Raw genomic sequence first — 26,815 nt, forward strand, 5'->3', positions numbered from 1 at the left:
GGTCATTCCATTGGGCAGCTTTTAGTTTTTATTGCGCTACAGCGCACAACGTTTACTTTTTTCCTACAGCAAGGGGGCGAGGTATCCGCTCCAGCGTTCAATGGCCTCGGGCGTGCGCAGCAGATCGTTGCGCACCTCGATCAATACCGATTCCAGCCCACGGGCATCACCGTGCACCGGCACGGTCATGTCCCCCTGCGGGTCAATCTTGTACGGCTGATTGCCGGCCACTTTCTTCGAATGCCGGCTCAACCCGTCGATCACCCGTTGGGCGTAATCCCGGGCCTCGCCAAACAACACGCCGGCTTCCAGCAACCGGGGCTGACCGTAATAAATCGGGGTGAAACTGTGAATCCCCACCACACGCACCGTGCGTCCCTGTGCCACGCGCTCGTCGATCAGGCTTTGCAAACGCGTGTGAAACGGCTTGAACAACGTTTCCCGGCGGTATTCCCGGGTGGCTTCACTCAGTTGCTGGTTGCCCGGCACCGGATAAATCTCGCTCTGAGCCGGAATGCTGTCCGGGGCATGGCGTGGTCGATTCAGGTCAATCAACAGCCGTGAGTAGTTGGCGGCCAGCAGCGTCACGCCGAGGGTTTCGGACAAGTGCGTGGCAAGCGCCAGAGCGCCGATGTCCCAGGCGATGTGCTCACGGGCGGCTTCAAAGCTCAACCCCAGGTCATTCAACGCCGGCGGGATAAAACGGCTGGCGTGTTCGCACACCAGAATCAGCGGGTGCTCGGAGGCTTCCCGGATCAGGGTGTACGGGGGCTCGGTGTAGAGCCCGGGTTCAGCGGAGTCAGTACAGACGGGCATAGTGCTCACAAAGGTCGGCGGGCGAGAGCTGTTCCGTCAGCGTCAGTTCCTCGGTTTTCAGGGCGAAATAAGAGTCGAGCAGTGCCTTGGGCAACGCTTCGGTCAGCGCCTCGCTGTTGCGCAGGCAGTCCAGGGCCTGGGGCAGTGAAGCGGGTAGGGCAACAATGCCCCGGGCCTGGCGTTGTTCTTCATTCAGGGCATCGGGGATTTCATCGGTGATTGCGTTCAGCGCCAGGCGTTGTTCGATGCCCAGGCGTCCGGCGATCAGCAGTGTGGCCATGGCCAGGTGCGGCGATGCGGTGGCGTCCATGGCACGAAATTCGAGGTTGTACTGCGCCGCCACGGATTTGCTGCCCAGGCTCACCGTCGGGCAGATCCGCAGCGCCGCTTCGCGATTGCGCTGGCCGAGGCAGGCATAGGAAGCGCTCCAGTGATGGGGCAGCAAGCGCTTGTAGGACACGGGCGTCGGCGCGGTGATGGCGCAGAGTGCCGGCAAGTAATGCAGGATCCCGGCGGCCCAGTGCTGGCCGAGGGTCGACAGGCCGTTGCTGGTGCCGGCGTCGTACAGCAGCGGTTGCCCGGCCAAGTCTTGCAGGCTGATGTGCAAATGCACGCCGTTGCACATCGCCTGTTCGGTGGTCTTGGGCGCGAAGCTCAGGTCCATGCCCATTTGCCGGGCGATTTCCGGGTGATTTCGCGCACGTTCACCGCACGGTCGGCTGCGGCGACACCGAGTGCCGGGCGGCAGGTAATTTCGTATTGATGCTTGCCGTACTCCGGCAGGAACATCTCCGGCTCGACGCCACCCGCGCGCAAAGCGCTGAGCAACCAGCCGCCGAATTCGGCGCCCTGGCGCTGGGCTTCAAGGGAGAACGCCCGACAATCGGCATCGCCGCTGCCCAGGTTGAACTCGTGTTCGAACGCGGCGTTGACCTGCACACCCAACTCGGCCCGATAACGTTCCACCTCGTTGCGCAGCAGGGTGCGCGGGCACGTGGCCCAAGGCCGGCCATCGGTTTCGCAGAGGTCGCCGTGGATGAAGTCCAGGGCCGGGGCATTAGCGTCCGGGCCATTGTTGACCGTCACCCGGCTGCTCATGTCCGGAATCAACCGCAAGTCACCGTAAGCCCCCACGGACTGCTCGAGGCGATGACGTCTTGCGGGGTCAGCGCGCTGTTGGCGGGTACCCAACCGATACCGGCGGCTTTGTAGTGGTCCAGCTCATCGGTGGGAAAGGAGCGACCGCGGGTGACGCCGATCAGGTCGGTGGTGACAATCGTGGTCATCGGGACGGGCAGCAGGCGCGCGTTCATGGCTGCATCTCCTGCAGGCGGCCGAGCACGGTTTGCGTGTCGGTGATCCAGCAATAACCCTTGATTGCATTGATGCAGGCCTGATGCCGGTCCGGGGTGTAGGTGGCGCAGGCATCTTCCACCAGCGTCACCAGGTAGCCACGGTCGGCGGCGTCCCGCACCGCCATGTCGACGCACTGGTCGGTGACGATGCCGGCGATCACCAGATGCCGCGTCTCGAGGTTGCGCAGCACGTAGTCGATGTTGGTGGAATTGAAGACCCCCGAGGAGGTCTTCGGCAGCACGACTTCGTTTTCTACCGGGGTCAGGTCGTCGATGATGCGCGCCTGCGGGCATCCTTTGGGCAGGTGCATGTCCGAGAGTTTGTGGTCCAGGGAACGGTCGCGGCCATCGGCGGTGAGGCTTTCGATCAGGGTGTGCAGGACGTTCTGCCGGGCGCTGCGAAAAGCACTGAGCAAGCGCCGTTGATTGGGCACTACCTGCATGTGGGTGCGGGTCAGGAAATATTCGGCGTCGGGGTCGTTGAGGTGCGGGTCGAACTGCGGTTCGAGCCAGGCCCGTTGCATGTCGACCAGCAACAGCGCGGTGTGGTCGGTGACAAAAGGCAGGTCGCGCGGCGAGCGGTGGGGGAGCGTAAACATCCTTATTTTTCCTCCAGTAGATGGGTGTCGAAGTCAGAACGCAGGGCATCGATGCCTTCCAGGCGATCGGCCAGATCGGGGCTGCGCAAGGTCAGGCAAGCAATCAGTGCTTCAACCTGCGCCAGCGCCGGGACCAGGCTGTCAAACGCCGAGACCGACTCCACCGGCGAGCTGATGATCAAATCGGCCATTTCCCGCAGCGGCGAGGTGTAGATGTCGGTGAACAGCACCACCCGTGCATGGCGATTTTTCGCCGCACTGGCCACCCGCAGGGCCTGGGACTGGTAGCGGCGATAGTCGAACACCAGCACCACGTCCTGGCGCTGCACGTCGAACAGTCGGTCGGGCAACTGGGCGTTGTCTTCCAGGGCAAAGCAGCCGGGGCGCAGCAGGCGCAAATGATTGAGCAGATAGTGGGCAAGGAAACTGCTGAAACGCCCGCCGAAGCAATGCACCTGATGGCGAGCGTCGAGTAGCCATTCCACCAGGATTCGCACGTCTTCGGGTTGCGTCAGGTCCTGGGTTTCCACCAGGGAACGATGACTTTCCGCCAGATAATGGCTCCACGGATCGTCTTTTTGCAGGTGGGCGCGGGGTTGCAACAGGGTACTTGGGGAGCGCAAGCGGTGGTCCATGTCGCTGAGCAACGCCTCCTGGAACTCGGCGTAACCGCTAAAGCCAAGTTTTTTGACCAGTCGCACAATGGTCGGATCGCTGACACCGGCATGCTCGGCCAAACGCGACATCGGGCCCAGTCCGTTACGCGGGTACTGGTCCAGCAAGGCGCGGATGACTTTGCGTTCCGACGGCGTGAGGTCCAGGCCGGGATCGGTGATCAGGTCTCTAAGAGGGGGCATCCGGGCTCCTGCTGGATGGGTGTGTCGGTTTCATTTCACAATTCGCTAAAACAGTATTTATGTAACTCATACTACATGTCTAGTGAATTTTTACACACCGGTGCCAGGCCTCAAAACGGGACGAAACCCCCGTGCCATGGGGCCTACGTGGATGTCGCCAGGGCTTGTAGGATATTGCCCATTGTGGTGTCGGATATTACCGTTTTTCATGATTGAAATAGCGTGCCTGCCCGATGCCATTGAGCCAAATGAAACGCCCTCAACGGCCCGTCTTACGGCACAATTGGCCGATTGTTTGCGGCGCTTTGACGCTTCACATTTTCAACAACAGGGTGATTTTCCGTGCAGGTGACCCGTTTGACCTTGATTTGCCACGCGCGAACTGTCGCACAGAAACTGGCGCGTTTTCCTACGGATGAGCCCGTGGAAATGGTTTGGCAATCGGCGAAGTGTTCCCGTCGTGGATCTTCCAAGGTCGCGCCGCGCCTGCTGTGTGGTCCCGAAGCCCGGACCCGCCAGACCGCCGAACTGTTTGGCAGTGATGCGCAAGTGGTCGAGGCCTTGAGGGACTGCGATTTCGGCCGCTGGCAAGGTTTGCGAATCACGGATCTGCAAAAAACCGAACCCGATGCGCTCGTGGCATGGCTGGAAGACCCGCATTCCGCGCCCCACGGCGGCGAATCGGTGGTGCAACTCGGTGAGCGAGTGGCGGCGTGGCTGGCAACGTTGGAGGCGACACCGGGCCACATCGTCGCGATCACCCACCCATATGTGGTTCGCGCTGCGCTGACGCATGTGCTGCAGAGCGACGCGTTTAACCTGATCGACGTTGAGCCGTTGTCGGCCATCGAGTTGCGGTTTACCGGACGCTGGCGGCTACGCTTGATGAGCACTGAGGCTGAAGGAGCGTTTTGATGAAAACTTTGCTGGTGATCGGCATTGGCGCCGGCAACCCGGACTACATCACGATGCAGGCGGTGAAGGCGCTGAACCGGGCGGACGTGTTTTTCCTCATGGACAAGGGCCAGAGCAAAGACAAACTGATCGACCTGCGGCGTGACATCTGCGAACGCTACATCACCGATCGCGACTACCGCTTCGTCGAAGCCCACAGCCCGGAACGCGAGCGTGGCGACGTGGACTACAAGGCCAGTGTCGAGGATCTGAACCTGGCCAAGCAGAACACCTTCCTACGGCTGATCAACGAGGAAATGACTGACGGCCAGTGCGCCGGTTTCCTGGTGTGGGGCGACCCGGCGTTGTACGACAGCACCGTGCGCATCTTGCAGGCGATTCTGGCCTCGGGGACCTGCGAATTCGAGTTCGAGGTGATTCCCGGCATCACCAGCGTCCAGGCGTTGGCGGCGCAGCATAAGGTGCCGTTGAATCGCATCGGCCGCTCGATTGAAATCACCACCGGCCGGCGGCTGGCGGCAGGGCAGGTGAGTGATGCGGATAGCCTGGTAGTGATGCTTGATGCCGAAGATTCCTACCATCAGGTGGCGGATCAGGAGACGGAGATTTACTGGGGGGCCTACTTGGGCACGCCGGATGAAATTCTTATCAGCGGCAAGCTCAAGGATGTGGCGCAGGAGATTGAGCGGGTGCGCAAGGCGGCGCGGTTGGCGAATGGGTGGATTATGGATACCTATTTGTTGCGCAAGCCTTGAAATTGGCGGTGTCTGGGCTGACGCCTTCGCGGGCAAGCCTCGCTCCGACGGGATCACCGCTAATCTGTAGGCGCGAGGCTTGCCCGCGAAGGGGCCTGGGAGAACACCTCAAAAAATAGCGTGTTCGCCTCGCCCAAACCGCTCCCGATACACCGACGGTGGCACCCCGACCACGCTGCGAAACGCCACCCGGAAACTCTCCACCGAACGATACCCGCACTGCTCGGCAATCTGCTCGGTGTTCTGGCGGGTGCTCTCCAGCAGCTCCCGGGCCCGGGCCAGGCGTTGATGCTGCAACCAGGTCTTCGGCGACTGGCCGCTGGCTTCGGTGAACCGGCGCAGGAAGGTGCGTTCACTCATCGCCGCCTCACTGGCGAGGTCGCGCACTTCCAGCGGTTCGTGCAACCGTTCCCGTGCCCACTGCATGACACGTGACAAATCGCTGCGCGGCGTCGGGCTGACCGGTGCAGGAATAAACTGCGCCTGACCGCCGGTGCGCTGTGGCGACATCACCAGTCGCCGTGCCACCGAGTTGGCCACCTGAGTGCCAAAGTCCCGGGCCACCAGGTGCAGGCAGGCGTCGATACCGGCCGCGCTGCCGGCCGAGGTGATCAACTGGCCCGAATCGACATACAGCACGTCCGGGTCGACTTGAATGTTCGGGAAGCGCTCGGCCAGTTCCGTGGTGTAGCGCCAATGGGTGGTGGCGCGGTGACCGTCCAGCAGGCCAGTGGCCGCCAGCACGAACACCCCGGAGCAGATTGACAACAATCGCGCGCCTCGGGCATGGGCCTGGCGGAGCGCGCCGAGCAGTGCTTCGGGCACCGGCGCCTGACGATCGCGCCAACCGGGCACGATGATGGTCCGGGCGCGTTCCAGCAGTTGCATGCCACCGTCCGCCAGCACCTGAATGCCACCCATGGCACGCATCGGGCCTTCATCCACGGCGACGATCTGATGCTCATACCAAGGGAAGTCGAACTCCGGCCGGGCCAGGCCGAAGATCTCCACGGCAATGCCGAACTCGAAGGTACAGAGGCCGTCGTAGGCCAGAATCGCGACTAATCCAGGGTTGGGCTGCATTTGGCGGAAAGTTCCCGGTGAGTGTCTTGTGCGCCACTTTAGCGGCAAGTGGCCGGCAGATAAAGTCGGCCTGCACCCACACAGACTTTGGAGTACAGCCATGACCAGCCTTGTTCGCGAGATTCCTGCAGCCCCGTCTGCCATTGCCCTGATGCATTTCAGCAATCGCCTGACCTTTGAAACCGACTGTTCCGACGTCTATGGCAGCCAACAGGCCTGCGAGGTGGATTTTGTGCTGGTGGACACTCGCGCCCGTTAGCCTTTGAACGCGGGCATGTGCCGGGGGCGATCAATATTCCGGGGCGCTTGATGAAGGCTGATGGTTTGGCGGTTTATCCGAAAAACACGCTGTTTGTGGTGTATTGCGCCGGGCCCCACTGCAACGGCGCCAACAAGGCCGCGGTGAAACTGGCGGCGCTGGGTTACCCGGTCAAAGAGATGATCGGCGGGGTGACGGGGTGGCTGGATGAGGGGTTTGAGTTGAGTGTTGAGGTGGCGCGGCCGGCCAGCGCGGTGGTCGGTTGCGAATGTTGAGGTAGCTGGAAAGATCGCAGCCTCGTTTCACTCGACAGCTCCTACAGGGGATCGTGTTCATCCGCCACATTGCGGCGAACGCCGAACCTGTAGGAGCTGGCGTAGCCTGCAATCTTTTGATCTTGCTTCTTCAAACTCCAGCCCACCACTGATCCAGCGCCCCCCGCAACCACTCAAACACCGCCGCATGCGCCGCACTGTCGTCCTGGCCCCGTGACAACGGCGACTCATCGCCAAAGTGCGCATTGAGCAAGACCACCGACTCGGCATCCCACTCCGGGTGAAACTGCAAGCCCACCGGGTCGACCCGACCCGATACATCTGCTGCGCACACGCCTCACTGCTGGCCAGTAACTGCGCGCCGGGGGGCAAATCGATTGCGTCTTCGTGCCATTCCAGCACCTTCAACGTTTCACCATTGGCGAAGGTCACGTTCGTCCAGCCTGTTTCCATGTCGGCCATGCGCCGCACCTTCCCGCCCAGGCTCAAGGCCAACAACTGCGCCCCGAGGCAAATCGCAAACACCGCCGCGCCTTGATCCAGAGTTGCCGCCAGCCATTGCCGTTCGTTCTCCAGCCACTCAGGCCCGGAATTGGATTCGTAGGGTCCGCCCAACAGCACCACCGGCCCGGCACTCACGGGCGGCAACTGCCCGAGGTCGGCGCGCAAGATGTTCAGCGTGATCCCGCGCAGCGCCGCCCACTCGGCAATCGCACCGGGACCTTCGGCAGGGTGGTGCTGGATCAGGTTCAACTCGGGCATCACAGTTCTCTTGGGTGGGGGCAGGTGACGTTCAATGTGCCGTAAAACATCCATCATCGCCAGTGACACTCGGCGGCGGTTTTCTTTGCGACTATTCAGTCGGATCAGTACCCAAATCTTGTAGGTTTTATCTGAAATCGGGACTTGTCCTACAGTCTTTGCACCGCCGTGGCGCACGCTTTTCAATAACGCAATCCACTGACCATTTTTCTATAAGTATTTGTCGCTTATAGACAATTTGCCCGCACAAAGCCGCAATAAACTGCCGGCCACTTCGGTTTTCACACACCGAAATTGCCAATCGAAAGCTGCCAATAAAAGCCTCCGCACACAGGAGTTATAAATGAAGAAGCTAGTGATGTTCGGTGCCTTGGCACTGTCGATGTTGTCCCTGACCGCCGTGGCCGAAGACGCCAAGCCGATCCGCATCGGTATCGAAGCCGGTTACCCGCCATTCTCGATGAAAACCCCTGACGGCAAACTCACCGGTTTCGACGTGGACATCGGCGACGCGCTGTGCGAGCAGATGAAAGTGAAGTGCGTGTGGGTCGAGCAAGAGTTCGCCGGCCTGATCCCGGCCCTGAAAGTGAAGAAAGTCGACGCGATCCTGTCGTCCATGACCATCACTGACGACCGCAAGAAAAACGTCGACTTCACCATCAAGTACTACCACACCCCGGCGCGCTTCGTGATGAAGGCCGGCACCGACGTGAAAGACCCGCTGACTGAACTCAAGGGCAAGAAAGTCGGTGTGCTGCGCGCCAGTACCCACGACCGCTTCGCCACTGAAGTGCTGCAACCGGCCGGGATTGTCCTGGTGCGTTACGGCTCCCAGCAGGAAGCCAACCTGGACATGGTCTCCGGCCGCCTCGACGCGATGCTGGCTGACTCGGTCAACCTGGACGACGGTTTCCTGAAAACCGACGCCGGTAAAGGTTTCGCGTTCGTCGGCCCGACCTATGAAGACGCCAAGTACTTCGGTGGCGGTGCCGGTATCGCCGTGCGCAAGGGTGACAAGGAGCTGGCAGACAAATTCAGCAGCGCCATCACCGCAATCCGCGCCAATGGCAAGTACAAGCAAGTGCAGGACAAGTACTTCAACTTTGATGTGTACGGCGGCGAGTAATCCAGCCGTATCAAAAAGTGGCCACCGTTGACGCGGTGGCCACTTTTTTTATGGGCTCATGATCTATCCTGCCCAACACAAAACATCACATGTAGGAGCTGCCGAAGGCTGCGATCTTTTAAGATCAAGATCAAAAGATCGCAGCCTTCGGCAGCTCCTACGGGGATTTCGCGATCCCTGCCTTCAGGAGTTCCCATGCAACGCATCGACCATCCACTGCCGTGGAGTCATCTGGGCACCGAGCGCAGCCTCAGCGTGTTTCGTTATGGCTCGGGCACCCGCAAGGTTTACATCCAGGCCAGCCTGCACGCCGACGAACTGCCGGGCATGCGCACGGCCTGGGAACTGAAGAAGCGTCTGGCCGAACTTGAAACCCAGGGCCGGTTGCAGGGCGTTATCGAATTGGTGCCGGTGGCCAACCCGATTGGCCTCGATCAGCATTTGCAAGGCGCCCACATGGGCCGTTTCGAGCTGGGCAGCGGCAAGAACTTCAACCGCGCGTTCGTCGAATTGAGCGCACCGGTGGCCGCGTTGATCGGTGCTCAGTTGGGTGAGGATGCCGAAGCCAACATCGCGCTGATTCGCCAGACCATGGGCCAGGTGCTCGACGACCTGCCGGCACCGGCGTCGCAACTGGAAGCCATGCACCGCTTGCTGCTGCGCCATGCCTGTGATGCCGACATCACCCTGGATTTGCATTGCGACTTCGACGCGGCGATTCACCTCTACGCCTTGCCGCAACACTGGCCGCAGTGGCAATCCCTGGCGGCGCGCTTGAAGGCGGGCGTGGCGTTGCTGTGCGAAGACTCGGGCGGCAGCTCGTTCGATGAGTCCTGTTCAACACCGTGGTTGCGTTTGGCGCGGGCGTTCCCTGAGGCGGCGATTCCACCGGCGAACCTGGCGACAACGCTGGAGCTGGGCAGCATGGGCGACACCCGGGTCGATCAGGCCCAGGCCAATGGCGAGGCGATTCTGGGGTTCCTCGCCGAGCAAGGCTTCATCAAAGGCACCTGGCCCGCAGCGCCGAGCGAGTGCTGCGAAGGCATGCCGTTCGCCGGCACCGAGTACCTGTTCGCCCCGCACCATGGCGTGGTCAGCTTCCTGCGCGAGGCCGGTGAATGGGTGGAGCGGGGCGATGCGTTGTTTGAAGTGGTCGATCCGTTGAACGATCGGGTCACGACCGTGAAGGCCGGGACCAGTGGCGTGTTGTTCGCGATCGATCGTGGGCGCTACACCGAGCCGGGGACGTGGCAGGCAAAGGTTGCCGGGCGTGAGCCGTTTCGGGTTGGGAAGTTGACCAACGACTGATCCAGCATCATCACTGCCTGTCAGGGCCTCATCGCGAGCAGGCTTTGCTCCTACGGGCGGACAACTTGTAGGAGCAAAGCTTGCTCGCGATGGCTGCTTCAGCCACACCAAAGAAGCTCGCGATGTTAGGGTATCCCCCGAATCCTGCGCCCTGTGAAGGAAGATTTATGCTGAAGTTTCTCGCTCTGTTCATGCTCCTGGCGTCCGCCACGGTCAACGCTCAAACCCCGCTGCACACTGATCTGCCGCTCAAGTACCTGGAACAGGCCAACCCTGATTCGCACAACCAGCCGCTGGTGATTTTCCTCCACGGTTATGGCAGTAACGAGCGGGACCTGTTCGGGATCAAGGATGACCTGCCGGCGCAGTACAACTACCTGTCGGTGCAGGCACCGGTGGCGTTGGATGAGGACAGTTATCAGTGGTTTCGCAAAAAGGGCGAAGGCGCCTACAACGGTGAGACCGATGATCTGAAGACCAGCGGCCAGGTATTGCTCGATTTCATCGCCCAGGCGGCGACGAAATATCACACCGAGGCCAACAAGGTGTTTCTGGTGGGGTTCAGCCAGGGCGCGATCATGTCTTACGAGGTGGGTTTGCGTCATCCCGAAGCCGTGGGCGGGATTGCCGCGTTGAGCGGGCGGATTCTGCCGGTGCTCAAAACAGAGCTGAAGCCGGATGAAAAACGCCAGAAACTGGCGATTTTCATCGGTCACGGCACCGTGGACAAACGCTTGCCCTACGTCGACGGCACTGACGCCGACAGCCTGTTGCAGCACCTGTCACTCAAGCCGGAGTTCCATGGCTACGAAGGCTTGGGCCACAACATCAGCGCTGTCGAAATACAGGACTTGAACGCCTGGTTGCTGCGGCTCAACCCCTGATTCGAGCGGGTTTACTTACCGGTGATCTGGTTGACCAGCGTATCGTGGCCAGCCTTGTCGTTCGGGCGAGAGATGATCTGAATCACCGCCATTCTGTTGCCGGAGCCGGCCATCAGTGTGGAGGTAAGGGTCTTGCCTCCGCCCTGGGTGGAGGTACTGTCAACCTGGCGTAAACCCAGGCCCGTGCTTTTCTGGGTCAGGCTTTTTTCGCTCAACTTGTTGAAGTCCGGCAGCGCCTTGCGTTGTGCGGCATCGAATTCGGACGCGGTGTTGTCGAGGAACTCGCCGTCGTTGTCCTTGACGGTGACGCCAGGTGGCAGGTTGTTTTCAGCCGCGATCACCACGGTTTTGGTGGCCTCGTTGGCGTACATGGTGCCCGTTGCGCCGGTCGCACCGGAGGGCAGCGGGTTGGCAACGAAGCCCTTGGGCAGGGTGAAGGTGAACTTGCCGCCGAGCATCGATACCTTGGCGGGCGCTGCGTCGTTGGTGGCTTTGGCGGCATAAGCAGTCACGGCCCCCAGGCTGGCAACCGCCGTCAGCAACAGGACAACGGCTTTTTTACTGAACAATGACATCGGAACTCTCCAGGGATGGTCGCGCTTTGGCGCAATCATCCCACGGAATGCATCCCCGTAGCAGCTGCCGAGCCCCTGCGAGGCTGCGTTCGGCGGCGAAGCCGTCGCAAACCCTATGCACACGGTCAACCTGACACACCGCATCGTTTGATTTCGCGACGGCTTCGCCGCCGAACGCAGCCTCGCCGGGGCTCGGCAGCTGCTACGGGAAACAGATTGCAGTGGGTTCCTTCATCGAACTCAACTTTGAGCACGCGTTGTTCCTTCAGCCCTTGAGCGCGCTATTCCGCCGGTCCGGCGCCGGTTTTGCCAGCAAGCGGCGGGTCACCCCAAGCATGCCCACAGACACCGCCACGCCCAGTGCAAACGCGCTTAAACCGAGGCTGGGCAAGGTCAGCGCCAGCACCAGACAGAACGCCGCGAACGAGTACATGCCGGTGGCGGTGGCGCGCAACAACGCAGCAGTGAAGGCGGGGCCACGGGTTTGCTGGGAGAACACCGCCATCACACTGCCCAGTACCGGGAACACCGCAAGCAAACCGCTCCAGTGTTCGCCCACGGTACTGGCCAGTAACGTGACGGCCAACGTCAGCAAGGCCCCGGCGACCATGCGCAGCAGCAGCTTGTCGGACTTGGGCTTTGTCCCTGAAACAATCGGCTGTACCGCCGGAAACAGGTACGGCGCCGCCAGCAGGGCAGTGGCGGCGGCGATGACCGAGAATGTCAGGGACGGCGGGATCAGCGACAGTACGATGGCCGCCGTGGCCCACACCAGCATGGACATCGCCAGCGCCCACGGCCAACCGGCTCGTTGGGCGACTTGGGCGTACGTCACGCAGAAGGCAATCATCGCGAACATCGCCGAGAGCGCGGCGGTCGAAGCCTGGGCGGCAAACACTTGACCTTGCTCAATGGCGAGGAAAAACAGAATCGGCCCGACCACCACCGGCAATCCCGACAGCCAACCGGCCACGCTCGGCCCCCAACGTTTGCCCGCCAGGGAAATCAGCAGCAGAAACCCGGGGATCACCAGCAGTTTGAGCATCAGCACGCACGCACCTCCGACCTGTGTGAGGCGGCCACGTTAGCATTGTGTGCGATGGATTGCGCTAGAGGTGGCTGGGTTTTGTATACAAAACCTTACCCTCGAAAATTGTACGGAGCCGCTTTTTGCGTATAGCTTTTAAAGAGATCTCCAGCGTACGTCGAGCCGCCATGAACAGATCACGATCACGCCTTCGTCACAGTCTCTGGCTGCTCGTGTTGCTCGGCACGCACGCGCTGGCCAGTTGGCAAGACGCACTGCCCGGTGCGCAGATCGTGGGTGCCGGCGAGTGTCGGGTGTTCGGTTTTGACGTCTACAACGCCCGGCTCTGGAGTGCGGCGCGGCCCGCTGGCGACGGACCAGCCATTTGCCCTGGAACTGATCTACCAGCGCAACATTTCCCGGGACGACCTGGTAAAGGCCAGCGTCGATGAAATCAAACGGTTGTCCGGCTCCTCGGTCAGCGCCGAGCAACTGGCCGGCTGGCAGATCCAGATGCAACAGTCGTTCGTCGATGTCCAGGCCGGCACCCGGATCACCGGGGTATATTTGCCGGGGCAGGGCGCACGGTTTTTTGTCGGCCAGCAACTGCAGCACGAAGTGAATGACCCGCAATTCGCCCGAGCCTTCTTCGATATCTGGCTCGACCCGCGCACCCGTAATCCCGAGTTGCGCCAGCAATTGCTGGGCACCGCCAAACCTTGAGGACATTCGATCCTCGTAGGAGCTGCCGAAGGCTCGGGCCGCGTTCGGACGATCTTTTGATCTTCAACTATTTCAATGTCGGCAAAGATCAAGATCAAAAGATCGTCCGAACGCGGCCCGAGCCTTCGGCAGCTCCTACGCCAGTTGGTGTATAGCCTGGACGTGGTCGAAACGTCTAAGCTGCGCCTTTGCACCTGCCGACGGATGTTTGCGTGAACTTCAGTTTTTTGCCCAAAATCGCCACCGCGCCGTTTTGCCCGCCGGAAGTGGCTGGCAGTGTTGCCGTTGACCCCGGCGCTACGTTCTTCAAGCGCCTGCTGCGCTTTGCCGGCCCGGGCTTGCTGGTGTCGATCGGCTACATGGACCCGGGCAACTGGGCGACGGCCATCGAGGCCGGTTCGCGGTTTGGCTACAGCTTGTTGTTCGTGGTGTTGCTGGCGAGCCTGGCGGGGATGGTCGTGCAGTGTTTGTGTTCGCGACTGGGCATCGCCACCGGACGTGACTTGGCGCAATTGTCCCGGAGCGCTACAGCACCCGTACCGCCCGCACGCAATGGTTGCTGGCGGAAATCTCGATCATCGCCACGGATCTGGCCGAAGTGCTCGGTTGCGCCCTGGCGTTCCATTTGTTGCTCGGCTGCTCGCTGACCTTCGGCATCGCGCTGACCGCCTTCGACACGCTGCTGGTGCTGGCCTTGCAGAACCGTGGCTTCCGCCGGCTCGAAGCGATCATGCTGGTGCTGGTCGCCACCATCGGCGTGTGTTTCTTCGTCGAGCTCATGCTGATCAAACCCTACTGGCCGGACGTCGCCCGCGGCTTCACGCCGTCACTGGCGGCCATCGGCGATGCGGCGCCGCTGTACATCGCCATCGGCATTCTCGGGGCCACGGTGATGCCGCATAACTTGTACTTGCACACCTCGATCGTCCAAACCCGGATGATCGGCCAGGACCTGGCCAGCAAGCAGGACGCGGTCAAACTGGCGCGCATCGACACCATCGGCTCCCTGGCCCTGGCCTTGCTGGTCAACGCGGCGATCCTGATTCTGGCGGCGGCCGCGTTTCACGCCACCGGGCATGGCGATGTGGTGGACATCCAGGACGCCTATCACTTGCTCGATCCGCTGGTGGGCGGGGCCTTGGCCAGCGTGCTGTTCGGCGTCGCGCTGCTGGCCTCGGGGCAGAGTTCGACCTTCACCGGGACCATCGCCGGGCAGGTGATCATGGAGGGTTACCTGAACCTGCGGATTCCTTGCTGGCAGCGGCGTCTGATCACCCGTGGGCTGGCGCTGATCCCGGCGTTTATCGGCGTGTGGCTGATGGGCGACAACGCGATTGGCAAGCTGTTGGTGCTGAGTCAGGTGGTGCTGAGCCTGCAATTGCCGTTTGCGTTGTACCCGTTGATCAGCATGACCAACGACCACAAGTTGATGGGGCCATTTGTGAATCGGCTGCCGACACGGGTGTTGGCGTGGGGGTTATTCGGGGTGATCAGTGCGGCGAATGCGTGGTTGATTTTGCAGTGGGTGGTTTGACGATCAAAAATCAAAAGATCGCAGCCTTCGGCAGCTCCTACATGGGAATGCGTTCTCCTGTAGGAGCTGCCGAAGGCTGCGATCTTTTGACTTTGATTTTCGACGGTTTCCCGATCACAGATGATCAAGATCAAGATCAAGATCAAGATCAAGATCAAGATCAAAAGATCGCAGCCTTCGGCAGCTCCTACAGGGGAGCGGGTTCACCGTTTCAGTCAGGTGTATGACCCGGTGCGACGGGAGTCGCACCGGGGGTGTCGCCAGACAGCGAGCGGATATTCGTGGGTCCCCGCACTGTCTGTTGAACGCTTTAAGCCCGTTCGATCGCCAACGCTACGCCTTGACCACCACCGATGCACAGGGTGGCGAGGCCTTTTTTGGCGTCACGCTTGATCATTTCATGCAGCAACGTCACCAGCACTCGGCAACCCGACGCGCCGATAGGGTGGCCCAGCGCAATGGCGCCGCCGTTGACGTTGACCTTGTTCAAGTCCCACTCCAGGTCCTTGGCCACTGCCAAAGATTGCGCGGCGAAGGCTTCGTTGGCTTCGATCAGGTCCAGTTGGTCGATGGACCAGCCGGCCTTGCTCAGGCAGCGACGAGTCGCCGAAACCGGGCCGATGCCCATGATCGCCGGGTCGACACCGGCGTTGGCGTACGCGGCGATTTTCGCCAGTACCGGCAGGCCGAGGGCCTTGGCTTTTTCGGCGCTCATCAGGATCACCGCAGCGGCGCCGTCGTTCAGCGACGAGGCGTTACCGGCGGTCACCGAACCGTCCTTCTTGAAGGCCGGTTTCAATTTGCCCAGGGACTCGGCAGTGGTGCCGGCCCGTGGCTGTTCGTCGGTGGCGAAGGACAGCGGATCGCCCTTGCGCTGCGGGATCAGGATCGGCGTGATCTCATCGACAAAACGCCCGGCTTCGATGGCTGCCGTGGCTTTTTGCTGGGAGGCCGCGGCGAAAGCATCCTGTTGCTCACGGGTCAGGCTGTACTTGTCCGCCAGGTTCTCGGCAGTGATACCCATGTGGTAATCGTTGAACGCATCCCACAGACCGTCGCTGATCATGGTGTCGACGATTTGCGCGTGACCCATGCGCAGACCGGTGCGGGCGCCGGGCATGACGTAGTTGGACAGGCTCATGTTTTCCTGGCCGCCGGCAATGATCACGTCGGCATCGCCGCAGCGAATCGCCTGGGTCGCCAGGTGCAGGGCTTTGAGGCCCGAACCGCAGACTTTGTTCAGGGTCATGGCTGGCACGGTAAACGGCAGGCCGGCCTTGATCGCCGACTGGCGTGCAGGGTTTTGCCCGGCACCGGCGGTGAGCACCTGGCCCATGATCACTTCATCGACTTGCGCCGGGTCCAGCCCGGTTTGCGCCAGCAACTGACGGATCACCGCCGCACCCAGATCAACGGCGGACACACCCGCCAGGGCACCCTGGAAACTGCCGATGGCGGTACGGGTGGCGGCAACAATAACGACGTCTTGCATGGAAAAATTCCTCACTGGGCAGCGAATTGCATTTCAGGAACATGATCCGGCACGATCAGTTTGCCGGCGGTCTTGGCGACAATCTCTTCGACGCTGACACCAGGTGCACGTTCTTTGAGAATGAACGCGCCGTCCTTGATTTCCAGGAAGGCGAGGTCGGTCAATACGCGCTTGATGCATCCGGCGCCGGTCAGCGGCAGGCTGCATTTGGACAACAGCTTGGACTCTCCATCCTTGGACGCATGGGTCATGATGACGATGATGTTGTCTGCGCCAGCGACCAGGTCCATCGCGCCGCCCATGCCCTTGACCATTTTGCCGGGGATCATCCACGAGGCGATGTTGCCTTGCACGTCTACTTCAAAGGCGCCCAGCACGGTCAGGTCGACATGGCCACCGCGGATCATCGCGAAGGACTCGGCCGAGGAAAAATCGAAGCGCCGATACGGGCGGTCACGGTTTGTTTGCCGGCGTTGATCATGTCGGCATCGATGGTTTCTTCAGTAGGAAAAGGCCCCATGCCGAGCAAGCCGTTTTCCGACTGCAGCATGACTTCCATGCCTTCAGGGATGTAGTTGGCGACCAGGGTCGGGATACCGATGCCCAGGTTCACGTAAAAGCCGTCCTGCATTTCGCGGGCGACGCGTTGAGCCATTTGTTCGCGGGAAAGTGCCATTGTTGTTATTCCTTCATTCGGGCCGGGGGCAGGGGATCACTTACGCACGGTGCGCTGTTCGATGCGCTTCTCGAACGTGCCGCAAATGATCCGGTCGACGTAGATGCCAGGGGTGTGGATCTGCGACGGTTCCAGCTCGCCGGGTTCGACGATTTCTTCGACTTCGACCACGGTGATCTTGCCGGCGGTGGCGGCCAGCGGGTTGAAGTTCTGGGCGGTGTGGCGATAGATCACGTTACCGAAGTGGTCGGCTTTCCAGCCTTTGACGATGGCGAAATCACCGGTGATGGATTCTTCCATCAGGTACTGGCGACCTTGGAATTCGCGCACTTCCTTGCCTTCGGCGACCGGGGTGCCGACGCCAGTGGCGGTAAAGAAGGCCGGGATGCCGGCGCCGCCCGCGCGCATTTTTTCGGCGAGAGTGCCTTGGGGGTCAGGTCGACTTCGATTTCGCCGCTGAGCAGTTGCTCTTCGAACAGCTTGTTCTCGCCGACGTAGGAGGCAACGACCTTGCGAATCTGCCGGTCTACCAGCAGCACGCCGAGGCCGAAACCGTCGACGCCGCAGTTGTTGGAAACCACCGTGAGGTCGCGGGTGCCTTTGCGCTTGATCTCGGCGATGAGGTTTTCCGGGATGCCGCACAGGCCGAAGCCGCCGGAGATCACGGTCATGCCGTCTTCAAGACCTGCAAGGGCTTCCTCGTAGGAGCTCACGCGCTTGTCGAAACCTGCCATATGCACCTCTTTTATTCTTTATGGGCGGCTGGCTAGCCGTAGTGGGAATGAGTGTCTCGCCAGAGTATTCATTTGTTAAGTTGATTTTTAAGGTTGATTGATAGATAAAACTCACTAATACCCCTGTAGGAGCTGCCGAAGGCTGCGATCTTTTGACGTTGATCTTTTGTGATCTTCAAGCCGCCGAAAATCAAGATCAAAAGATCGCAGCCTGCGGCAGCTCCTACGCAACTGGAGCAAAGCGACGATGACCGTCAAGCAGATCCGCGCCTTCCTGGCCGTGGCCCAGAGCCTGAGTTTTGCCGTGGCCTGCGAGCGCCTGCACCTGTCGCAATCGGCGTTGAGCCTGACCATCAAGGCCCTTGAAGAAGGCTTGGGCGGGCGCCTGTTCAGCCGCAATACGCGCAACGTGGCGCTGACGCCCGAGGGCGAGTCCCTGGTGCCGCTGGCCCGTCGGCTGATCGCCGATTGGGACAATGCCGAAGATGAACTGCGTCAACGCTTCACCCTGCAGCGCGGGCGCGTGACCCTGGCTGCGATGCCATCGTTTGCCGGCAACCTGCTGCCGCCGATCCTCAAGACCTTCCGCGCGCGTTACCCGAAAGTCAACGTCACGGTGAACGACGTGATCAACGAGCAGGTGCTGGAAATGGTCCGCGACCGGCAAGTGGAGCTAGGCGTGTCGTTTGAGCCGGCGCACAGCTCGTCGCTGGAGTTCACGCCGTTGTACCTCGACCGGTTTGTGGCGGTGGTGCCCCATGATTCGGCGCTGGCGAAACTCGATGAGATCGACTGGCAGACTTTATTGAAGGAGCCGTTCATCACCTTGCAACGACCGTCCACGGTGCGGGTGATGCTCGAAGAGCACTTGCAGGCTCGCGCTATGAAGCTGCCGGTGGAGTTTGAAAGTCATCAGCTGGCGACGGTGGGACGGATGGTCGCCAGCGGCCTGGGCGTGAGCGCGGTGCCGGCGTTGTGCGTGCGGCAGATGCAGGAGTTGGGCGCGCACTGCATCACCTTGCGCGACCCGGTGGTGGAGCGGGCGATTGGCGTGCTGACCAAGCCGGGGCATGAACTGTCGGCGGCGGCGCAGGCGTTGTTTGATGTGCTCAAGGAGGCGAACCTTGGCCAACGGCTCAGGCCCTGAAACCGGGAACTGACGGATGTACACAGCCTTCGGCAGCTCCTACAGGGGCAGGCGGTGTGTCAGTAGGGGAAGCAGTTGTTCGCAAGAACCCTCAATTTTCATCTCCAAAATGTCATCCGCCCGGGTCTTGCCCAGATTGATCGCAATCAACGGCTTACCCTGATCCACCACCGCCCGGCACAACCTGAATGCCGAATACGCCATCAACGACGACCCCACCACCAGCAAACCCGCCGCTCGTTCCACCGCCGCCATGGCCTTGGCCGCCGTGACTTGCGCAACGTTCTCGCCAAAAAACACCACGTCCGGCTTCATCCGCGCCTCGCCGCAATGCGGACAGTGCGGTACCTGAAACCGCGCTTCAAACGCCGGGTCGAGCAGGGTGTCGCCATCCGGCGCCTGTACCGCATCGACCCCGGCCAGGTAGGGGTTTTGCGCTTCCATCAGCTGTTGAATCGCATCCCGCTCGCTGCGCTGGCCGCAGTCCAGGCACAGCACCCGGTGCAGGCTGCCATGCAGTTCGATGACGTCATGGCTGCCGGCCTGGTCGTGCAAGGTGTCGACGTTCTGGGTGATCAGCCCGCCGATCTGCCGCGAACTCTGCAAACTGGCCAGCGCCTCGTGGGCCGCGTTCGGGTTGGCCAGACGCACCCGCGGCCAACCGAGCATCGCCCGTGCCCAATAGCGGCGCCGGGACTCGGGGGCGGCGAGGAACTCCTGATACATCATCGGTTGCCGGCCGCGGCGCACGCCCTGGTTGTCGCGGTAGTCCGGAATGCCCGACGGGGTGCTGATGCCGGCACCGGTCAGGACAGCGAACGGCTGGTCGGCCATTAACTGCTGAAGACGGTCGAGTTGTTCGCGGATGGGGCTATCGAGCATGTTCAACACTCCGCAGAGGCCTTGAGTGTTTGCAAGATAGCATTTGCCGTCACGCCGTATCGCGACCTGTAGCAGCTGCCGAAGGCTGCGTTCGGCTGCGAAGCAGTCGTGAAACCGGAGTTCGCGATCCTTCTGATACACCGCGCAACTTGGATTCACGACTGCTGCGCAGCCGAACGCAGGCTTCGCCAGCTGCTACAAGGGCTGTGGTTTTCTTATTTACGCGCCTCCAAAATCAGGTTGAACGGTGTTTCCGTGGCCCGCCGGAAATGCTTGAACCCGGCCTCGGTGAACACCTTGCGCAACCGCGCTTCGCCTGCCTGGGCGCCGAGCCCGAGGCCGACTTCCTGGGACAGCGAGTTCGGGGTGCAAATGAACGTCGAGGCCGCATAGAACAACCGCCCGACCGGGTTGACGTTGTCGTCGAGAGCATCGTTGGCGTAGGGCTCGACCAGCAGTACCGTGCCGTCCGGTTTCAGCGAGTCAAAGGCGTGCCGCGCCGCGCCCACCGGGTCGCCCATGTCATGCAGGCAATCGAAGTAGCAGACCAGGTCATAGTCGGTGCCAGGGTAACTTTTGGCAGTGCCCTGGAAGAACCGCGCGCGCCCGGCCACCCCACCTTCTTCGGCGCGCTGGATGGCCACGGTGACGGAGGGCGCGTGGTAATCAAACCCGACGAACCGTGAGTGGGGGAACGCCTGGGCCATGATCACAGTGGACGCGCCATGGCCGCAGCCGATGTCCGCGACTTTGGCGCCATCCTCTAGTTTGGCGACCACGCCTTCCAGCGCCGGCAGCCACTCGGCCACCAGGTGCGCCTTGTAGCCGGGGCGGAAGAACCGCTCGGTGCCGCTGAACATGCACGGATGGTGTTCGCCCCACGACAGGGCGCCATTGCCGCGCATGGCTTTGACCAGTTTGTCCTTGTCATGGAAAAACGACGCGACCACCCCGATACCACCGGCGATGTACACCGGGGAATCTTCGATCGCCAGCGCCAGGGCTTGCTCCTCGGGCAGGCGGAACTGGCCGTCACGGTGTTCCATATAGCCGGAAGCGGCATGGGCGCTCAGCCATTCGCGCAACAGGCGCGGATGGCAACCGGTCTTGTCGGCGAGGGTTTCGGGGCTGATCAGCTGGCTGTCGGCCATGGCCCGATAGAGGCCGAGTTCTTCGCCGAGAATGACATTGGCCAGCATCGCCGCGCCGCCCATGTCGTTGACCAGTTTGCCCATGAAATCGTTAAGTCTGGCCTCGTCCATCACGTGTGCTCCTATAAAGGATCACGGTCCAGAGGCAGTGTTGTCGAGGCTTGCGCCTCTGGGCGGTGGTCGTGGGAATGAACCCCTGCGGGGGTAATTATCAAGTTTAGTTCGCCGCTCGTGCGCCGCTGTGGGAGGCGACGAAGTCCCCTTGTGGGAGCGGGCTTGCTCGCGAAAGCAGACTGTCAGTCAACCAATGTGTTGAATGTGACGCCGCCTTCGCGAGCAAGCCCGCTCCCACAGGGGGATGCGGTGTTTCTTCTATCAGATCAATGGCTCACAGGTATCGAGTCATGAGCCACTGGTCCTTTTCCCAGGCCTGGAAACCCTCGAGCACCGTCCAGCCACGCTTGGCGTAGTAGTCGCTCCTGTCCTGTGTGTGCAGATACATCCGAGACACCCCCGTGGTTTTGGCTTGTTCGCAAATCCCTTCGATCAAGCGCTCCGCCAGACCTTGGCCGCGCGCCTCGGGGCTGACGAATACACAGGCCAGCCACGGACCGAGATCGGGTCGATGAGCCAGGTCGGCCTTGGCCAGTGCCGCACCGCCCAGCAGTTGATCGCCGTCCAGCGCAATCAGGCATTTCCAGTCGCCATTGGTTTGGCCGGCGGCGAACTCGCGCTGCCAGTCGGGCAGGGGTTGTTCGGCGTATTCGTAATGGAATTGCCGATGAATCCACCCGGCGAACGTATCGCTGTATTGCGGGTGATGGGCGAGCCAGTCCAGACGCGGTTGCATGGGTTGAATCCTTTCAAAGTCGGTGACGTATAAGCGCTGATGATTGAGCGGTCGGCAATCCCAAGGCGCAGTGTTACACCGCTCTAACAGATCGACCGCCGTTTATCGGCGAACAGCGGATTCAGGCCCGTCACCGGACGACCGGCTACAACGCGGCGATGCCCCAGGGCGATAGTTGGCGAGCAGGGTAACTGCCCCAGGCGGTCACCCATAAGAAGCTGTCACCGATAACAAGAAAGAGAGGTTGCCATGCCCAAGTTCATTATTGAACGCGAGATTCCAGGCGCGGGATCACTGTCAGAACAGGAACTGAAAGGGATCTCGCAAACGTCCTGCAACGTACTGCGCGAGTTAGGCCCCGAGGTGCAATGGCTGCAGAGCTACGTCACCGGCGACAAGGTCTACTGCGTATACATCGCGCCGAACGCAGAACTCATCCGGGAACATGCCAGGCAAGGCGGTTTTCCGGCCAACAGCGTGTCGCAGGTCATGAACATCATCGATCCCACCACGGCGGAGTAGTCGTCCGTCAAAGCCTGATCCGTGTTCCAACCCGCGAGGGAGCCACGCTTCATGAGTACACCTATTGATCTTGCTGCCCTGAAAAACCGTCAGATGGTCGCCTGGGCCAGCGGCGACTACACCGTGATCGGCACCACGTTGCAGATCGTCGGCGAGCAACTGGCCGAAGCCTGCGACTTGCGCTGCGACGAGCGGGTACTGGACGTCGCCGCCGGTAACGGCAATGCCACGCTCGCCGCCGCCCGCCGAGGCTGCGACGTCACCTCCACCGATTATGTGGCAGCGCTGCTGGAACGCGGTGAAGACCGCGCCAGGGCCGAACGGCTGGAGGTGATTTTTCAAGTCGCCGACGCCGAAGCACTGCCCTTCGACGATGGCAGTTTCGACGCCGTGCTGTCGACCTTCGGCGTGATGTTCGCGCCGGACCAGCCCAAGGCCGCCACGGAGCTGGCGCGGGTCTGCCGCCCCGGTGGGCGCATCGGCCTGGCCAACTGGACGCCGGAGGGCTTTGTCGGCCAGATGTTCAAGGTGCTTGCCCGTCATGTTCCGCCGCCGCCCGTAGCATTACCACCGTCGAACTGGGGCAACGAAGCCTGGTTGCACACGCACTTCAATGACCAGGACTTCCTGACCCAGGTGACGCGTCGAACCTTCAACTTCCGCTACCGCTCGGCGGCGCACTTCATCGACACCTTCCGTAACTGGTACGGGCCGGTGCACAAGGCGTTTGCGGTGTTGCCGGTTGACGGGGCCACAGGGCTGGAAAGGGACCTTGGCGAGTTGCTGAACCGGATGAACCGAGCGGGGGAGGCTTCGCTGGTGGTGCCGAGTGAGTATCTGGAAGTGGTGATCACACGGTGTTGATGATTGGCAATGCAGATCAAATGTGGGAGCGGGCTTGCTCGCGAAGGCGGTGTGTCAGTCACCGGTGATGTTGAATGTTACGGCCTCTTCGCGTTCAAGCCCGCTCCCACACTTGATCGGTGTCTTGCACAAAATCTGCGGCTGACTCGGTCAAGTGGGAGCGAGCCTGCTCGCGATTACGGAACGTCAGATCTGCGCAATGTTCACCTCAACCTTCTTCCCCATGCTGAGGCGCGGCTCCACGGCATAGCCCAGGGATTCATAAAAACCCTTCACGCTTTCATTGGTGCTGACAATCTGCAGATTGATCTTCATGCATCCGCGCGCCGTCAAAGCTTGCTCGGCATGGCGTACCAGCCTGGCGCCCAACCCTTGTCGGCGCTGTGCCGGATGCACTGCAACCGAATAGAGCCAGCCACGTCAAAAGATCGTCCGAACGCGGCCCGAGCCTTCGGTAGCTCCTACAGGGGATCGCATTTCGGTCGCGCAAAATAAATCTGCTCCGACAACCACCACATCATGGGAACTGCTTTAATCGAGGTTCCGCAAAATCGGGACCCACGTGCAATGGATGCTTCGAACGCAACAGCCCTGCAGAACCTGCTCGCCCGCCGGCGCAGCGTCAGACGTTACACCGGCGACCCCATCCCGCTGAGCGCCGTGCTCAACATCCTGTCTGCCGGGCAGGGCCGGACATCCTCAGAGGGCAAGCGTACAGCGCCCTCGGCCCATGCGTTGTATCCGCTGACCCTGGGCGTCATCGTTCGTCGGGTCGAGGGCTTGTCACCAGGTTTCTACGCCTTCGAGCCCGATTCGGCGCAGCTCACAGTGTCCGGTCCCAGCCTTGCGGCCGGGGTTCTGAATGGCGCCGCGCTGGGTGATGAAACCTGGCTGGAGGACGCTGCCGTTGTGGTGGTGATCATCGCAAACCGAGACCTGGCCATCCAGCACTTTGCCGAACAGCAAGCGGATGGCTTGCGTGGCGCGCGTTATGTCGATTTTGAAGCGGGAGCGGTCGCGCAAAACATGTACCTGGCGGTGACGGCACAAGGGTTGGGGGCTGTGGTGGTAATGGGTTTTGACGATGGCGCAATGAAACGTACTTTTGAACTGGATGAAACCCGTCAGCCCGTGGCGCTTTTCTGCGTTGGCCAACCGGCAGTTTGATCGGCAGACTGAACATCGCCACTCTACGGATAGCGATTTTTCGACACAGGCAGGAGCTCGTTCGCAGCATGAAAAATACCAATGCACTTTTTCTGCCTGATCGCAGCGATGCTTTCGATGAGGCGGCGATGGCGTGTGCAGCCATCGCTTGTATCGAAGCCTTCACCGACGCCTTCAACGCTCGGGACCTGGCGGGTATGGATTGCTTTCTTCACTTTCCTCACGTCATCCTTTCCGGGGAAAACCTGGTGATCTGGGACCGGGCCGGGCAGCTGCCGGATGATTTTTTTGTTGAGTTGACGCGTCAGACGGGCTGGGACCATACGGTTTACCAGGATAAGCGTGTGGTCCTGGTGAGCCCTCGAAAGGTCCATTTGTATGTTCGGTATTCGCGCAATCGAGCGGATGGGGCCGTCATCACGTTTCATGAAAACCTGTGGGTGGTGACTTGGGACGAAGGGCGCTGGGGAATAAAACAGCGTTCGTATTGAGCCGCCCGTTCATCAAGACTTCACCGTAGGAGCTGCCGAAGGCTGCGCTCAGCAGCGCCGAAAAAGATCAACGTCAAAAGATCGCAGCCTTCGGCAGCTCCTACACAAGATTGTGTGCAGTGGCTGGCCAATTTATTCATTGATCATGATCAATCTTTCATCCGTCCATGCGGCGCAGTCTGGGCTTCGCGCTGAATTCAAGCGCAGGCGCGACCACCGGAGGCGATGATCGTTGCGAGGATGAAAGCGGCGATATTCGTTGAAAAGAACCGGATCGTGCTGGAAGACATCGAAGCGGCGTATGAACTGTTTGCACATCAGCGCGATGGCGTGATGAAAGTCGCTATCACCGCTTGAACCCCACATGATCCAGAAGGTAGCGCTGAACCCAATGTGGGAGCGGGCTTGCTCGCGAAGGCGATGTGTCAGTCGATATTGATGGTGACTAACACACCGCTTTCGCGAGCAAGCTCGCTCCCACAGGGGATTTGTGTTGTTCGGGCGATCAGGTGGCTTCGGCGCCCGGTTACTTGTGCCGCGAGCCGTCGAACCACTCCATGGCCGTGCGCCAGATGCAGATCCCCAGGAAGTACGCCGACATCAGCAGCCAAAGGCCCATCACCAGTGGGTTGATCACCGGGTGGTTGACCACCAGCGACAAGCTGCACAACAGCCAGATGGCGGTCACGGCGATGTTGATCGGCATGAACTTGCGTACGCGAAACGGGTGCAGGAATTTCATTCGGGTCACGGTCAGCAGCGCCAGGCCGATGACGGTGAGCAGCGTCACCCATGGCGACGGGGCGATGATGTACAGGCACAGCGCGACGACGTTCCAGGCCGCGGGGAAGCCCTGGAAGTAGTTGTCTTTGCTTTTCATGTTGACGTTGCAGAAGCAGAACAGCGACGAGACCAGGATCAGCGACACGGTCAGCAGCAGCGTGTAGTCCGGCAACGGGATGTAGCGGTAGATGAACAGCGCCGGGATGAACACGTAGGTCAGGTAGTCGATGACCAGGTCGAGGATCGAACCGTCGAAACTCGGCAGCACCGATTGCACATTGACCTTGCGTGCCAGCGCCCCGTCGAGGCCGTCGACGATCAGCGCCACGCCCAGCCACAGCAGGCAATGGATCGGCTGGTTTTCCAGCAGCGCGAGGGTGGCCAGGAAGGCCGTGACCACGCCGGTCGCGGTAAAACCATGGGCGCTCCATGCTTTGAGTCTGGCGATGTGTAAGGTTGATATCACGGGGGCGTTCTCCAGAAAGTGAAGCAAGCCAGTCAGCACCCTTCTATATGGGGGCGTCGGCAAACCGGGTCGGGTTGCAGGTATCGACCGGGAATCCGGGGATAAGGTTCACCACCTTTAAATCTTAGCGCGCTGTAGAAAAATACTTCGGATAAATCTGCCGGGCTGTTTGCCCGGATGTGGTTCTCCAGACACCACAACCCCTGTGGGCGCGGGCTTGCTCGCGAAAGCGGTCTGCCAGTCGATATTGAGGGTGGCTGATACACCGCTTTCGCGAGCAAGCCCGCTCCCACATTGGGTCGGCGGTGGGTTTACAACACCTTGCTCATAAACACCCGGCTGGTGCCCTCCGGCAGGCACGGGAGCTCGCCAAAGCGCTGCCAGCCGTGCTTCTCGTAAAACCCAGGGCCTGAAAACTCAAGGTGTAGAGCACCGCCGAACGACAGCCGCGCCGACGGCCTTCGTCTTCACAGGCCTGGAGCAGTCGTGAGCCCAGCCCGGAGCCGCGCAGCGACTCGGGTAAGTAGAACAAGTCGAGAAACAGCAGGCCCAGCGATGTACGGCCGGTCATCCCGCCCAGCACCTGATGAGTCTCAGGATCGCGGATCGTTACCGCCAGCGCCTGCCGGTCGTTGATCCCCGTGGCCTGATCATTGAAGGCACTGAGCCCGGCGCTGAGTACGTCGGCGACTTCAGGTTCGATCACGTCGCTGACGACGATCTGATGCTGATCCATG

Annotated in this window: 23 protein-coding genes and 9 pseudogenes; 15 read left to right on the top strand and 17 right to left on the bottom strand. The window is 61.1% G+C overall.

Annotated features, from left to right (window positions below):
* Positions 1-63: 63 nt before the first annotated feature.
* From JFV26_RS13965 to JFV26_RS13980, 4 genes and pseudogenes are all read right to left on the bottom strand, one after another.
* Positions 64-816: an N-formylglutamate amidohydrolase gene (locus JFV26_RS13965; RefSeq protein ID WP_201193204.1), complete on the bottom strand. Its 753-nt coding sequence runs from the start codon at positions 814-816 to the stop codon at positions 64-66.
* Positions 800-2,129 (bottom strand): annotated as a pseudogene (locus JFV26_RS13970) (glutamine synthetase). Before JFV26_RS13970 ends, JFV26_RS13965 begins: the two are co-directional and overlap by 17 nt.
* Positions 2,126-2,770, bottom strand: a complete 645-nt coding sequence (locus tag JFV26_RS13975; RefSeq protein ID WP_201193207.1) for an isochorismatase family cysteine hydrolase — start codon at positions 2,768-2,770, stop codon at positions 2,126-2,128. The pseudogene JFV26_RS13970 and the gene JFV26_RS13975 overlap by 4 nt, the downstream one beginning before the upstream one ends.
* Positions 2,771-2,772: 2 nt before the next feature.
* Complete coding sequence (locus tag JFV26_RS13980) at positions 2,773-3,627, bottom strand: MurR/RpiR family transcriptional regulator (protein ID WP_201193209.1); 855 nt, start codon at positions 3,625-3,627, stop codon at positions 2,773-2,775.
* Between the two features lie 342 nt (positions 3,628-3,969).
* On the opposite strand from JFV26_RS13980, the gene JFV26_RS13985 reads away from it, so the two are divergent.
* A complete protein-coding gene (locus JFV26_RS13985; protein WP_201193211.1) occupies positions 3,970-4,542 on the top strand; it encodes a histidine phosphatase family protein in 573 nt (190 codons plus the stop codon).
* Entirely contained in the window at positions 4,542-5,297 is a 756-nt protein-coding gene (gene cobF, locus JFV26_RS13990; RefSeq protein WP_201193213.1) for a precorrin-6A synthase (deacetylating), read from the top strand. Before JFV26_RS13985 ends, cobF begins: the two co-directional genes overlap by 1 nt.
* Before the next feature lie 108 nt (positions 5,298-5,405).
* On the opposite strand, the gene ftrA is transcribed toward cobF, so the two are convergent.
* Complete coding sequence (ftrA, locus tag JFV26_RS13995; protein WP_201193215.1) at positions 5,406-6,380, bottom strand: transcriptional regulator FtrA; 975 nt, start codon at positions 6,378-6,380, stop codon at positions 5,406-5,408.
* Between the two features lie 100 nt (positions 6,381-6,480).
* Here ftrA and JFV26_RS14000 point away from each other — a divergent pair.
* Positions 6,481-6,914: pseudogene (locus JFV26_RS14000) on the top strand (rhodanese-like domain-containing protein).
* A 130-nt stretch (positions 6,915-7,044) separates the two neighbouring features.
* Here JFV26_RS14000 and JFV26_RS14005 read toward each other — a convergent pair.
* Positions 7,045-7,676 (bottom strand): annotated as a pseudogene (locus tag JFV26_RS14005) (type 1 glutamine amidotransferase).
* A 343-nt stretch (positions 7,677-8,019) separates the two neighbouring features.
* On the opposite strand from JFV26_RS14005, the gene JFV26_RS14010 reads away from it, so the two are divergent.
* The 3 genes from JFV26_RS14010 to JFV26_RS14020 all read left to right on the top strand — a co-directional run bounded on the left by JFV26_RS14010 (position 8,020) and on the right by JFV26_RS14020 (position 10,994).
* Positions 8,020-8,802, top strand: coding sequence for an ABC transporter substrate-binding protein (locus JFV26_RS14010; protein ID WP_201193216.1), 783 nt, complete (start codon positions 8,020-8,022; stop codon positions 8,800-8,802).
* Between the two features lie 195 nt (positions 8,803-8,997).
* The gene (locus JFV26_RS14015; RefSeq protein ID WP_201193218.1) at positions 8,998-10,110 is read left to right on the top strand and encodes a succinylglutamate desuccinylase/aspartoacylase family protein; all 1,113 of its coding nucleotides are present in this window, start codon (positions 8,998-9,000) and stop codon (positions 10,108-10,110) included.
* 167 nt (positions 10,111-10,277) lie between these two features.
* Positions 10,278-10,994: an alpha/beta hydrolase gene (locus tag JFV26_RS14020; protein WP_201193220.1), complete on the top strand. Its 717-nt coding sequence runs from the start codon at positions 10,278-10,280 to the stop codon at positions 10,992-10,994.
* 11 nt (positions 10,995-11,005) lie between these two features.
* Here JFV26_RS14020 and JFV26_RS14025 read toward each other — a convergent pair whose 3' ends face one another.
* Both JFV26_RS14025 and JFV26_RS14030 read right to left on the bottom strand, forming a co-directional pair.
* Positions 11,006-11,569 (bottom strand): hypothetical protein, encoded by a 564-nt coding sequence (locus JFV26_RS14025; protein WP_201193222.1) that lies wholly within the window; start codon positions 11,567-11,569, stop codon positions 11,006-11,008.
* A 265-nt stretch (positions 11,570-11,834) separates the two neighbouring features.
* Positions 11,835-12,620, bottom strand: coding sequence for a hypothetical protein (locus JFV26_RS14030; protein ID WP_201193224.1), 786 nt, complete (start codon positions 12,618-12,620; stop codon positions 11,835-11,837).
* A 164-nt stretch (positions 12,621-12,784) separates the two neighbouring features.
* Between JFV26_RS14030 and JFV26_RS14035 the strand changes: the two are divergent.
* From JFV26_RS14035 to JFV26_RS14045, 3 genes and pseudogenes are all read left to right on the top strand, one after another.
* Positions 12,785-13,319, top strand: a pseudogene (locus JFV26_RS14035) (chalcone isomerase family protein).
* A 212-nt stretch (positions 13,320-13,531) separates the two neighbouring features.
* Positions 13,532-14,853, top strand: a pseudogene (locus tag JFV26_RS14040) (Nramp family divalent metal transporter).
* Complete coding sequence (locus JFV26_RS14045) at positions 14,826-15,080, top strand: hypothetical protein (protein WP_201193226.1); 255 nt, start codon at positions 14,826-14,828, stop codon at positions 15,078-15,080. The pseudogene JFV26_RS14040 and the gene JFV26_RS14045 overlap by 28 nt, the downstream one beginning before the upstream one ends.
* 83 nt (positions 15,081-15,163) lie before the next feature.
* On the opposite strand, the gene JFV26_RS14050 is transcribed toward JFV26_RS14045, so the two are convergent.
* The 3 genes and pseudogenes from JFV26_RS14050 to JFV26_RS34445 all read right to left on the bottom strand — a co-directional run bounded on the left by JFV26_RS14050 (position 15,164) and on the right by JFV26_RS34445 (position 17,755).
* Positions 15,164-16,345, bottom strand: a complete 1,182-nt coding sequence (locus tag JFV26_RS14050) for an acetyl-CoA C-acetyltransferase (protein ID WP_201193228.1) — start codon at positions 16,343-16,345, stop codon at positions 15,164-15,166.
* Between the two features lie 11 nt (positions 16,346-16,356).
* A pseudogene (locus tag JFV26_RS14055) lies at positions 16,357-17,021 on the bottom strand (CoA transferase subunit B).
* Positions 17,022-17,057: 36 nt separating this feature from the next.
* Positions 17,058-17,755 (bottom strand): annotated as a pseudogene (locus tag JFV26_RS34445) (CoA transferase subunit A).
* A 247-nt stretch (positions 17,756-18,002) separates the two neighbouring features.
* Between JFV26_RS34445 and JFV26_RS14065 the strand changes: the two are divergent.
* Positions 18,003-18,902, top strand: coding sequence for a LysR family transcriptional regulator (locus JFV26_RS14065; protein WP_201193230.1), 900 nt, complete (start codon positions 18,003-18,005; stop codon positions 18,900-18,902).
* A gap of 39 nt (positions 18,903-18,941) precedes the next feature.
* Here JFV26_RS14065 and JFV26_RS14070 read toward each other — a convergent pair whose 3' ends face one another.
* The 3 genes from JFV26_RS14070 to JFV26_RS14080 all read right to left on the bottom strand — a co-directional run bounded on the left by JFV26_RS14070 (position 18,942) and on the right by JFV26_RS14080 (position 21,785).
* Complete coding sequence (locus JFV26_RS14070) at positions 18,942-19,784, bottom strand: NAD-dependent protein deacetylase (RefSeq protein ID WP_201193232.1); 843 nt, start codon at positions 19,782-19,784, stop codon at positions 18,942-18,944.
* A gap of 215 nt (positions 19,785-19,999) precedes the next feature.
* On the bottom strand, positions 20,000-21,046 hold the full coding sequence (locus tag JFV26_RS14075) for a class I SAM-dependent methyltransferase (RefSeq protein ID WP_201193234.1): 1,047 nt from the start codon (positions 21,044-21,046) through the stop codon (positions 20,000-20,002).
* Positions 21,047-21,323: 277 nt separating this feature from the next.
* Complete coding sequence (locus JFV26_RS14080; protein WP_201193236.1) at positions 21,324-21,785, bottom strand: GNAT family N-acetyltransferase; 462 nt, start codon at positions 21,783-21,785, stop codon at positions 21,324-21,326.
* Positions 21,786-22,034: 249 nt separating this feature from the next.
* Here JFV26_RS14080 and JFV26_RS14085 point away from each other — a divergent pair, with 249 nt between their 5' ends.
* Entirely contained in the window at positions 22,035-22,307 is a 273-nt protein-coding gene (locus JFV26_RS14085; protein WP_201193238.1) for a DUF4242 domain-containing protein, read from the top strand.
* A 51-nt stretch (positions 22,308-22,358) separates the two neighbouring features.
* Positions 22,359-23,171, top strand: a complete 813-nt coding sequence (locus JFV26_RS14090) for a class I SAM-dependent methyltransferase (protein ID WP_201193240.1) — start codon at positions 22,359-22,361, stop codon at positions 23,169-23,171.
* A 186-nt stretch (positions 23,172-23,357) separates the two neighbouring features.
* On the opposite strand, the pseudogene JFV26_RS14095 reads toward JFV26_RS14090, so the two are convergent.
* Positions 23,358-23,591, bottom strand: a pseudogene (locus tag JFV26_RS14095) (GNAT family N-acetyltransferase); the annotation flags it as partial.
* A 147-nt stretch (positions 23,592-23,738) separates the two neighbouring features.
* Here JFV26_RS14095 and JFV26_RS14100 point away from each other — a divergent pair.
* The 3 genes from JFV26_RS14100 to JFV26_RS34155 all read left to right on the top strand — a co-directional run bounded on the left by JFV26_RS14100 (position 23,739) and on the right by JFV26_RS34155 (position 25,186).
* On the top strand, positions 23,739-24,338 hold the full coding sequence (locus tag JFV26_RS14100; RefSeq protein WP_201193242.1) for a SagB/ThcOx family dehydrogenase: 600 nt from the start codon (positions 23,739-23,741) through the stop codon (positions 24,336-24,338).
* A gap of 68 nt (positions 24,339-24,406) precedes the next feature.
* A complete protein-coding gene (locus JFV26_RS14105) occupies positions 24,407-24,829 on the top strand; it encodes a hypothetical protein (protein ID WP_201193244.1) in 423 nt (140 codons plus the stop codon).
* Between the two features lie 225 nt (positions 24,830-25,054).
* Positions 25,055-25,186: a hypothetical protein gene (locus tag JFV26_RS34155; RefSeq protein WP_274610349.1), complete on the top strand. Its 132-nt coding sequence runs from the start codon at positions 25,055-25,057 to the stop codon at positions 25,184-25,186.
* A gap of 169 nt (positions 25,187-25,355) precedes the next feature.
* Here the strand turns inward: JFV26_RS34155 and pcsA are convergent, their stop codons facing one another.
* Positions 25,356-26,078: a phosphatidylcholine synthase gene (gene pcsA, locus JFV26_RS14110; protein WP_201193246.1), complete on the bottom strand. Its 723-nt coding sequence runs from the start codon at positions 26,076-26,078 to the stop codon at positions 25,356-25,358.
* Positions 26,079-26,389: 311 nt separating this feature from the next.
* A pseudogene (locus tag JFV26_RS14115) lies at positions 26,390-26,814 on the bottom strand (GNAT family N-acetyltransferase).
* Position 26,815: the final 1 nt, after the last annotated feature.

Origin of the sequence: Pseudomonas sp. TH31 (assembly GCF_016650815.1) — a bacterium.
Classification (GTDB): domain Bacteria; phylum Pseudomonadota; class Gammaproteobacteria; order Pseudomonadales; family Pseudomonadaceae; genus Aquipseudomonas.

Coding starts and splice junctions, on each gene's coding strand:
- JFV26_RS14105 (WP_201193244.1), top strand. CDS start 24,407: ATGAAAAATACCAATGCACTTTTTCTGCCTGATCGCAGCGATGCTTTC.
- JFV26_RS14085 (WP_201193238.1), top strand. CDS start 22,035: ATGCCCAAGTTCATTATTGAACGCGAGATTCCAGGCGCGGGATCACTG.
- JFV26_RS13965 (WP_201193204.1), bottom strand. CDS start 816: ATGCCCGTCTGTACTGACTCCGCTGAACCCGGGCTCTACACCGAGCCC.
- JFV26_RS13980 (WP_201193209.1), bottom strand. CDS start 3,627: ATGCCCCCTCTTAGAGACCTGATCACCGATCCCGGCCTGGACCTCACG.
- JFV26_RS14070 (WP_201193232.1), bottom strand. CDS start 19,784: ATGCTCGATAGCCCCATCCGCGAACAACTCGACCGTCTTCAGCAGTTA.
- JFV26_RS14025 (WP_201193222.1), bottom strand. CDS start 11,569: ATGTCATTGTTCAGTAAAAAAGCCGTTGTCCTGTTGCTGACGGCGGTT.
- JFV26_RS14100 (WP_201193242.1), top strand. CDS start 23,739: ATGGATGCTTCGAACGCAACAGCCCTGCAGAACCTGCTCGCCCGCCGG.
- JFV26_RS14010 (WP_201193216.1), top strand. CDS start 8,020: ATGAAGAAGCTAGTGATGTTCGGTGCCTTGGCACTGTCGATGTTGTCC.
- JFV26_RS14080 (WP_201193236.1), bottom strand. CDS start 21,785: ATGCAACCGCGTCTGGACTGGCTCGCCCATCACCCGCAATACAGCGAT.
- cobF (WP_201193213.1), top strand. CDS start 4,542: ATGAAAACTTTGCTGGTGATCGGCATTGGCGCCGGCAACCCGGACTAC.
- JFV26_RS14050 (WP_201193228.1), bottom strand. CDS start 16,345: ATGCAAGACGTCGTTATTGTTGCCGCCACCCGTACCGCCATCGGCAGT.
- ftrA (WP_201193215.1), bottom strand. CDS start 6,380: ATGCAGCCCAACCCTGGATTAGTCGCGATTCTGGCCTACGACGGCCTC.
- JFV26_RS14015 (WP_201193218.1), top strand. CDS start 8,998: ATGCAACGCATCGACCATCCACTGCCGTGGAGTCATCTGGGCACCGAG.
- JFV26_RS14020 (WP_201193220.1), top strand. CDS start 10,278: ATGCTGAAGTTTCTCGCTCTGTTCATGCTCCTGGCGTCCGCCACGGTC.
- JFV26_RS14075 (WP_201193234.1), bottom strand. CDS start 21,046: ATGGACGAGGCCAGACTTAACGATTTCATGGGCAAACTGGTCAACGAC.
- JFV26_RS14065 (WP_201193230.1), top strand. CDS start 18,003: ATGACCGTCAAGCAGATCCGCGCCTTCCTGGCCGTGGCCCAGAGCCTG.
- JFV26_RS34155 (WP_274610349.1), top strand. CDS start 25,055: ATGATCGTTGCGAGGATGAAAGCGGCGATATTCGTTGAAAAGAACCGG.
- JFV26_RS13975 (WP_201193207.1), bottom strand. CDS start 2,770: ATGTTTACGCTCCCCCACCGCTCGCCGCGCGACCTGCCTTTTGTCACC.
- JFV26_RS14090 (WP_201193240.1), top strand. CDS start 22,359: ATGAGTACACCTATTGATCTTGCTGCCCTGAAAAACCGTCAGATGGTC.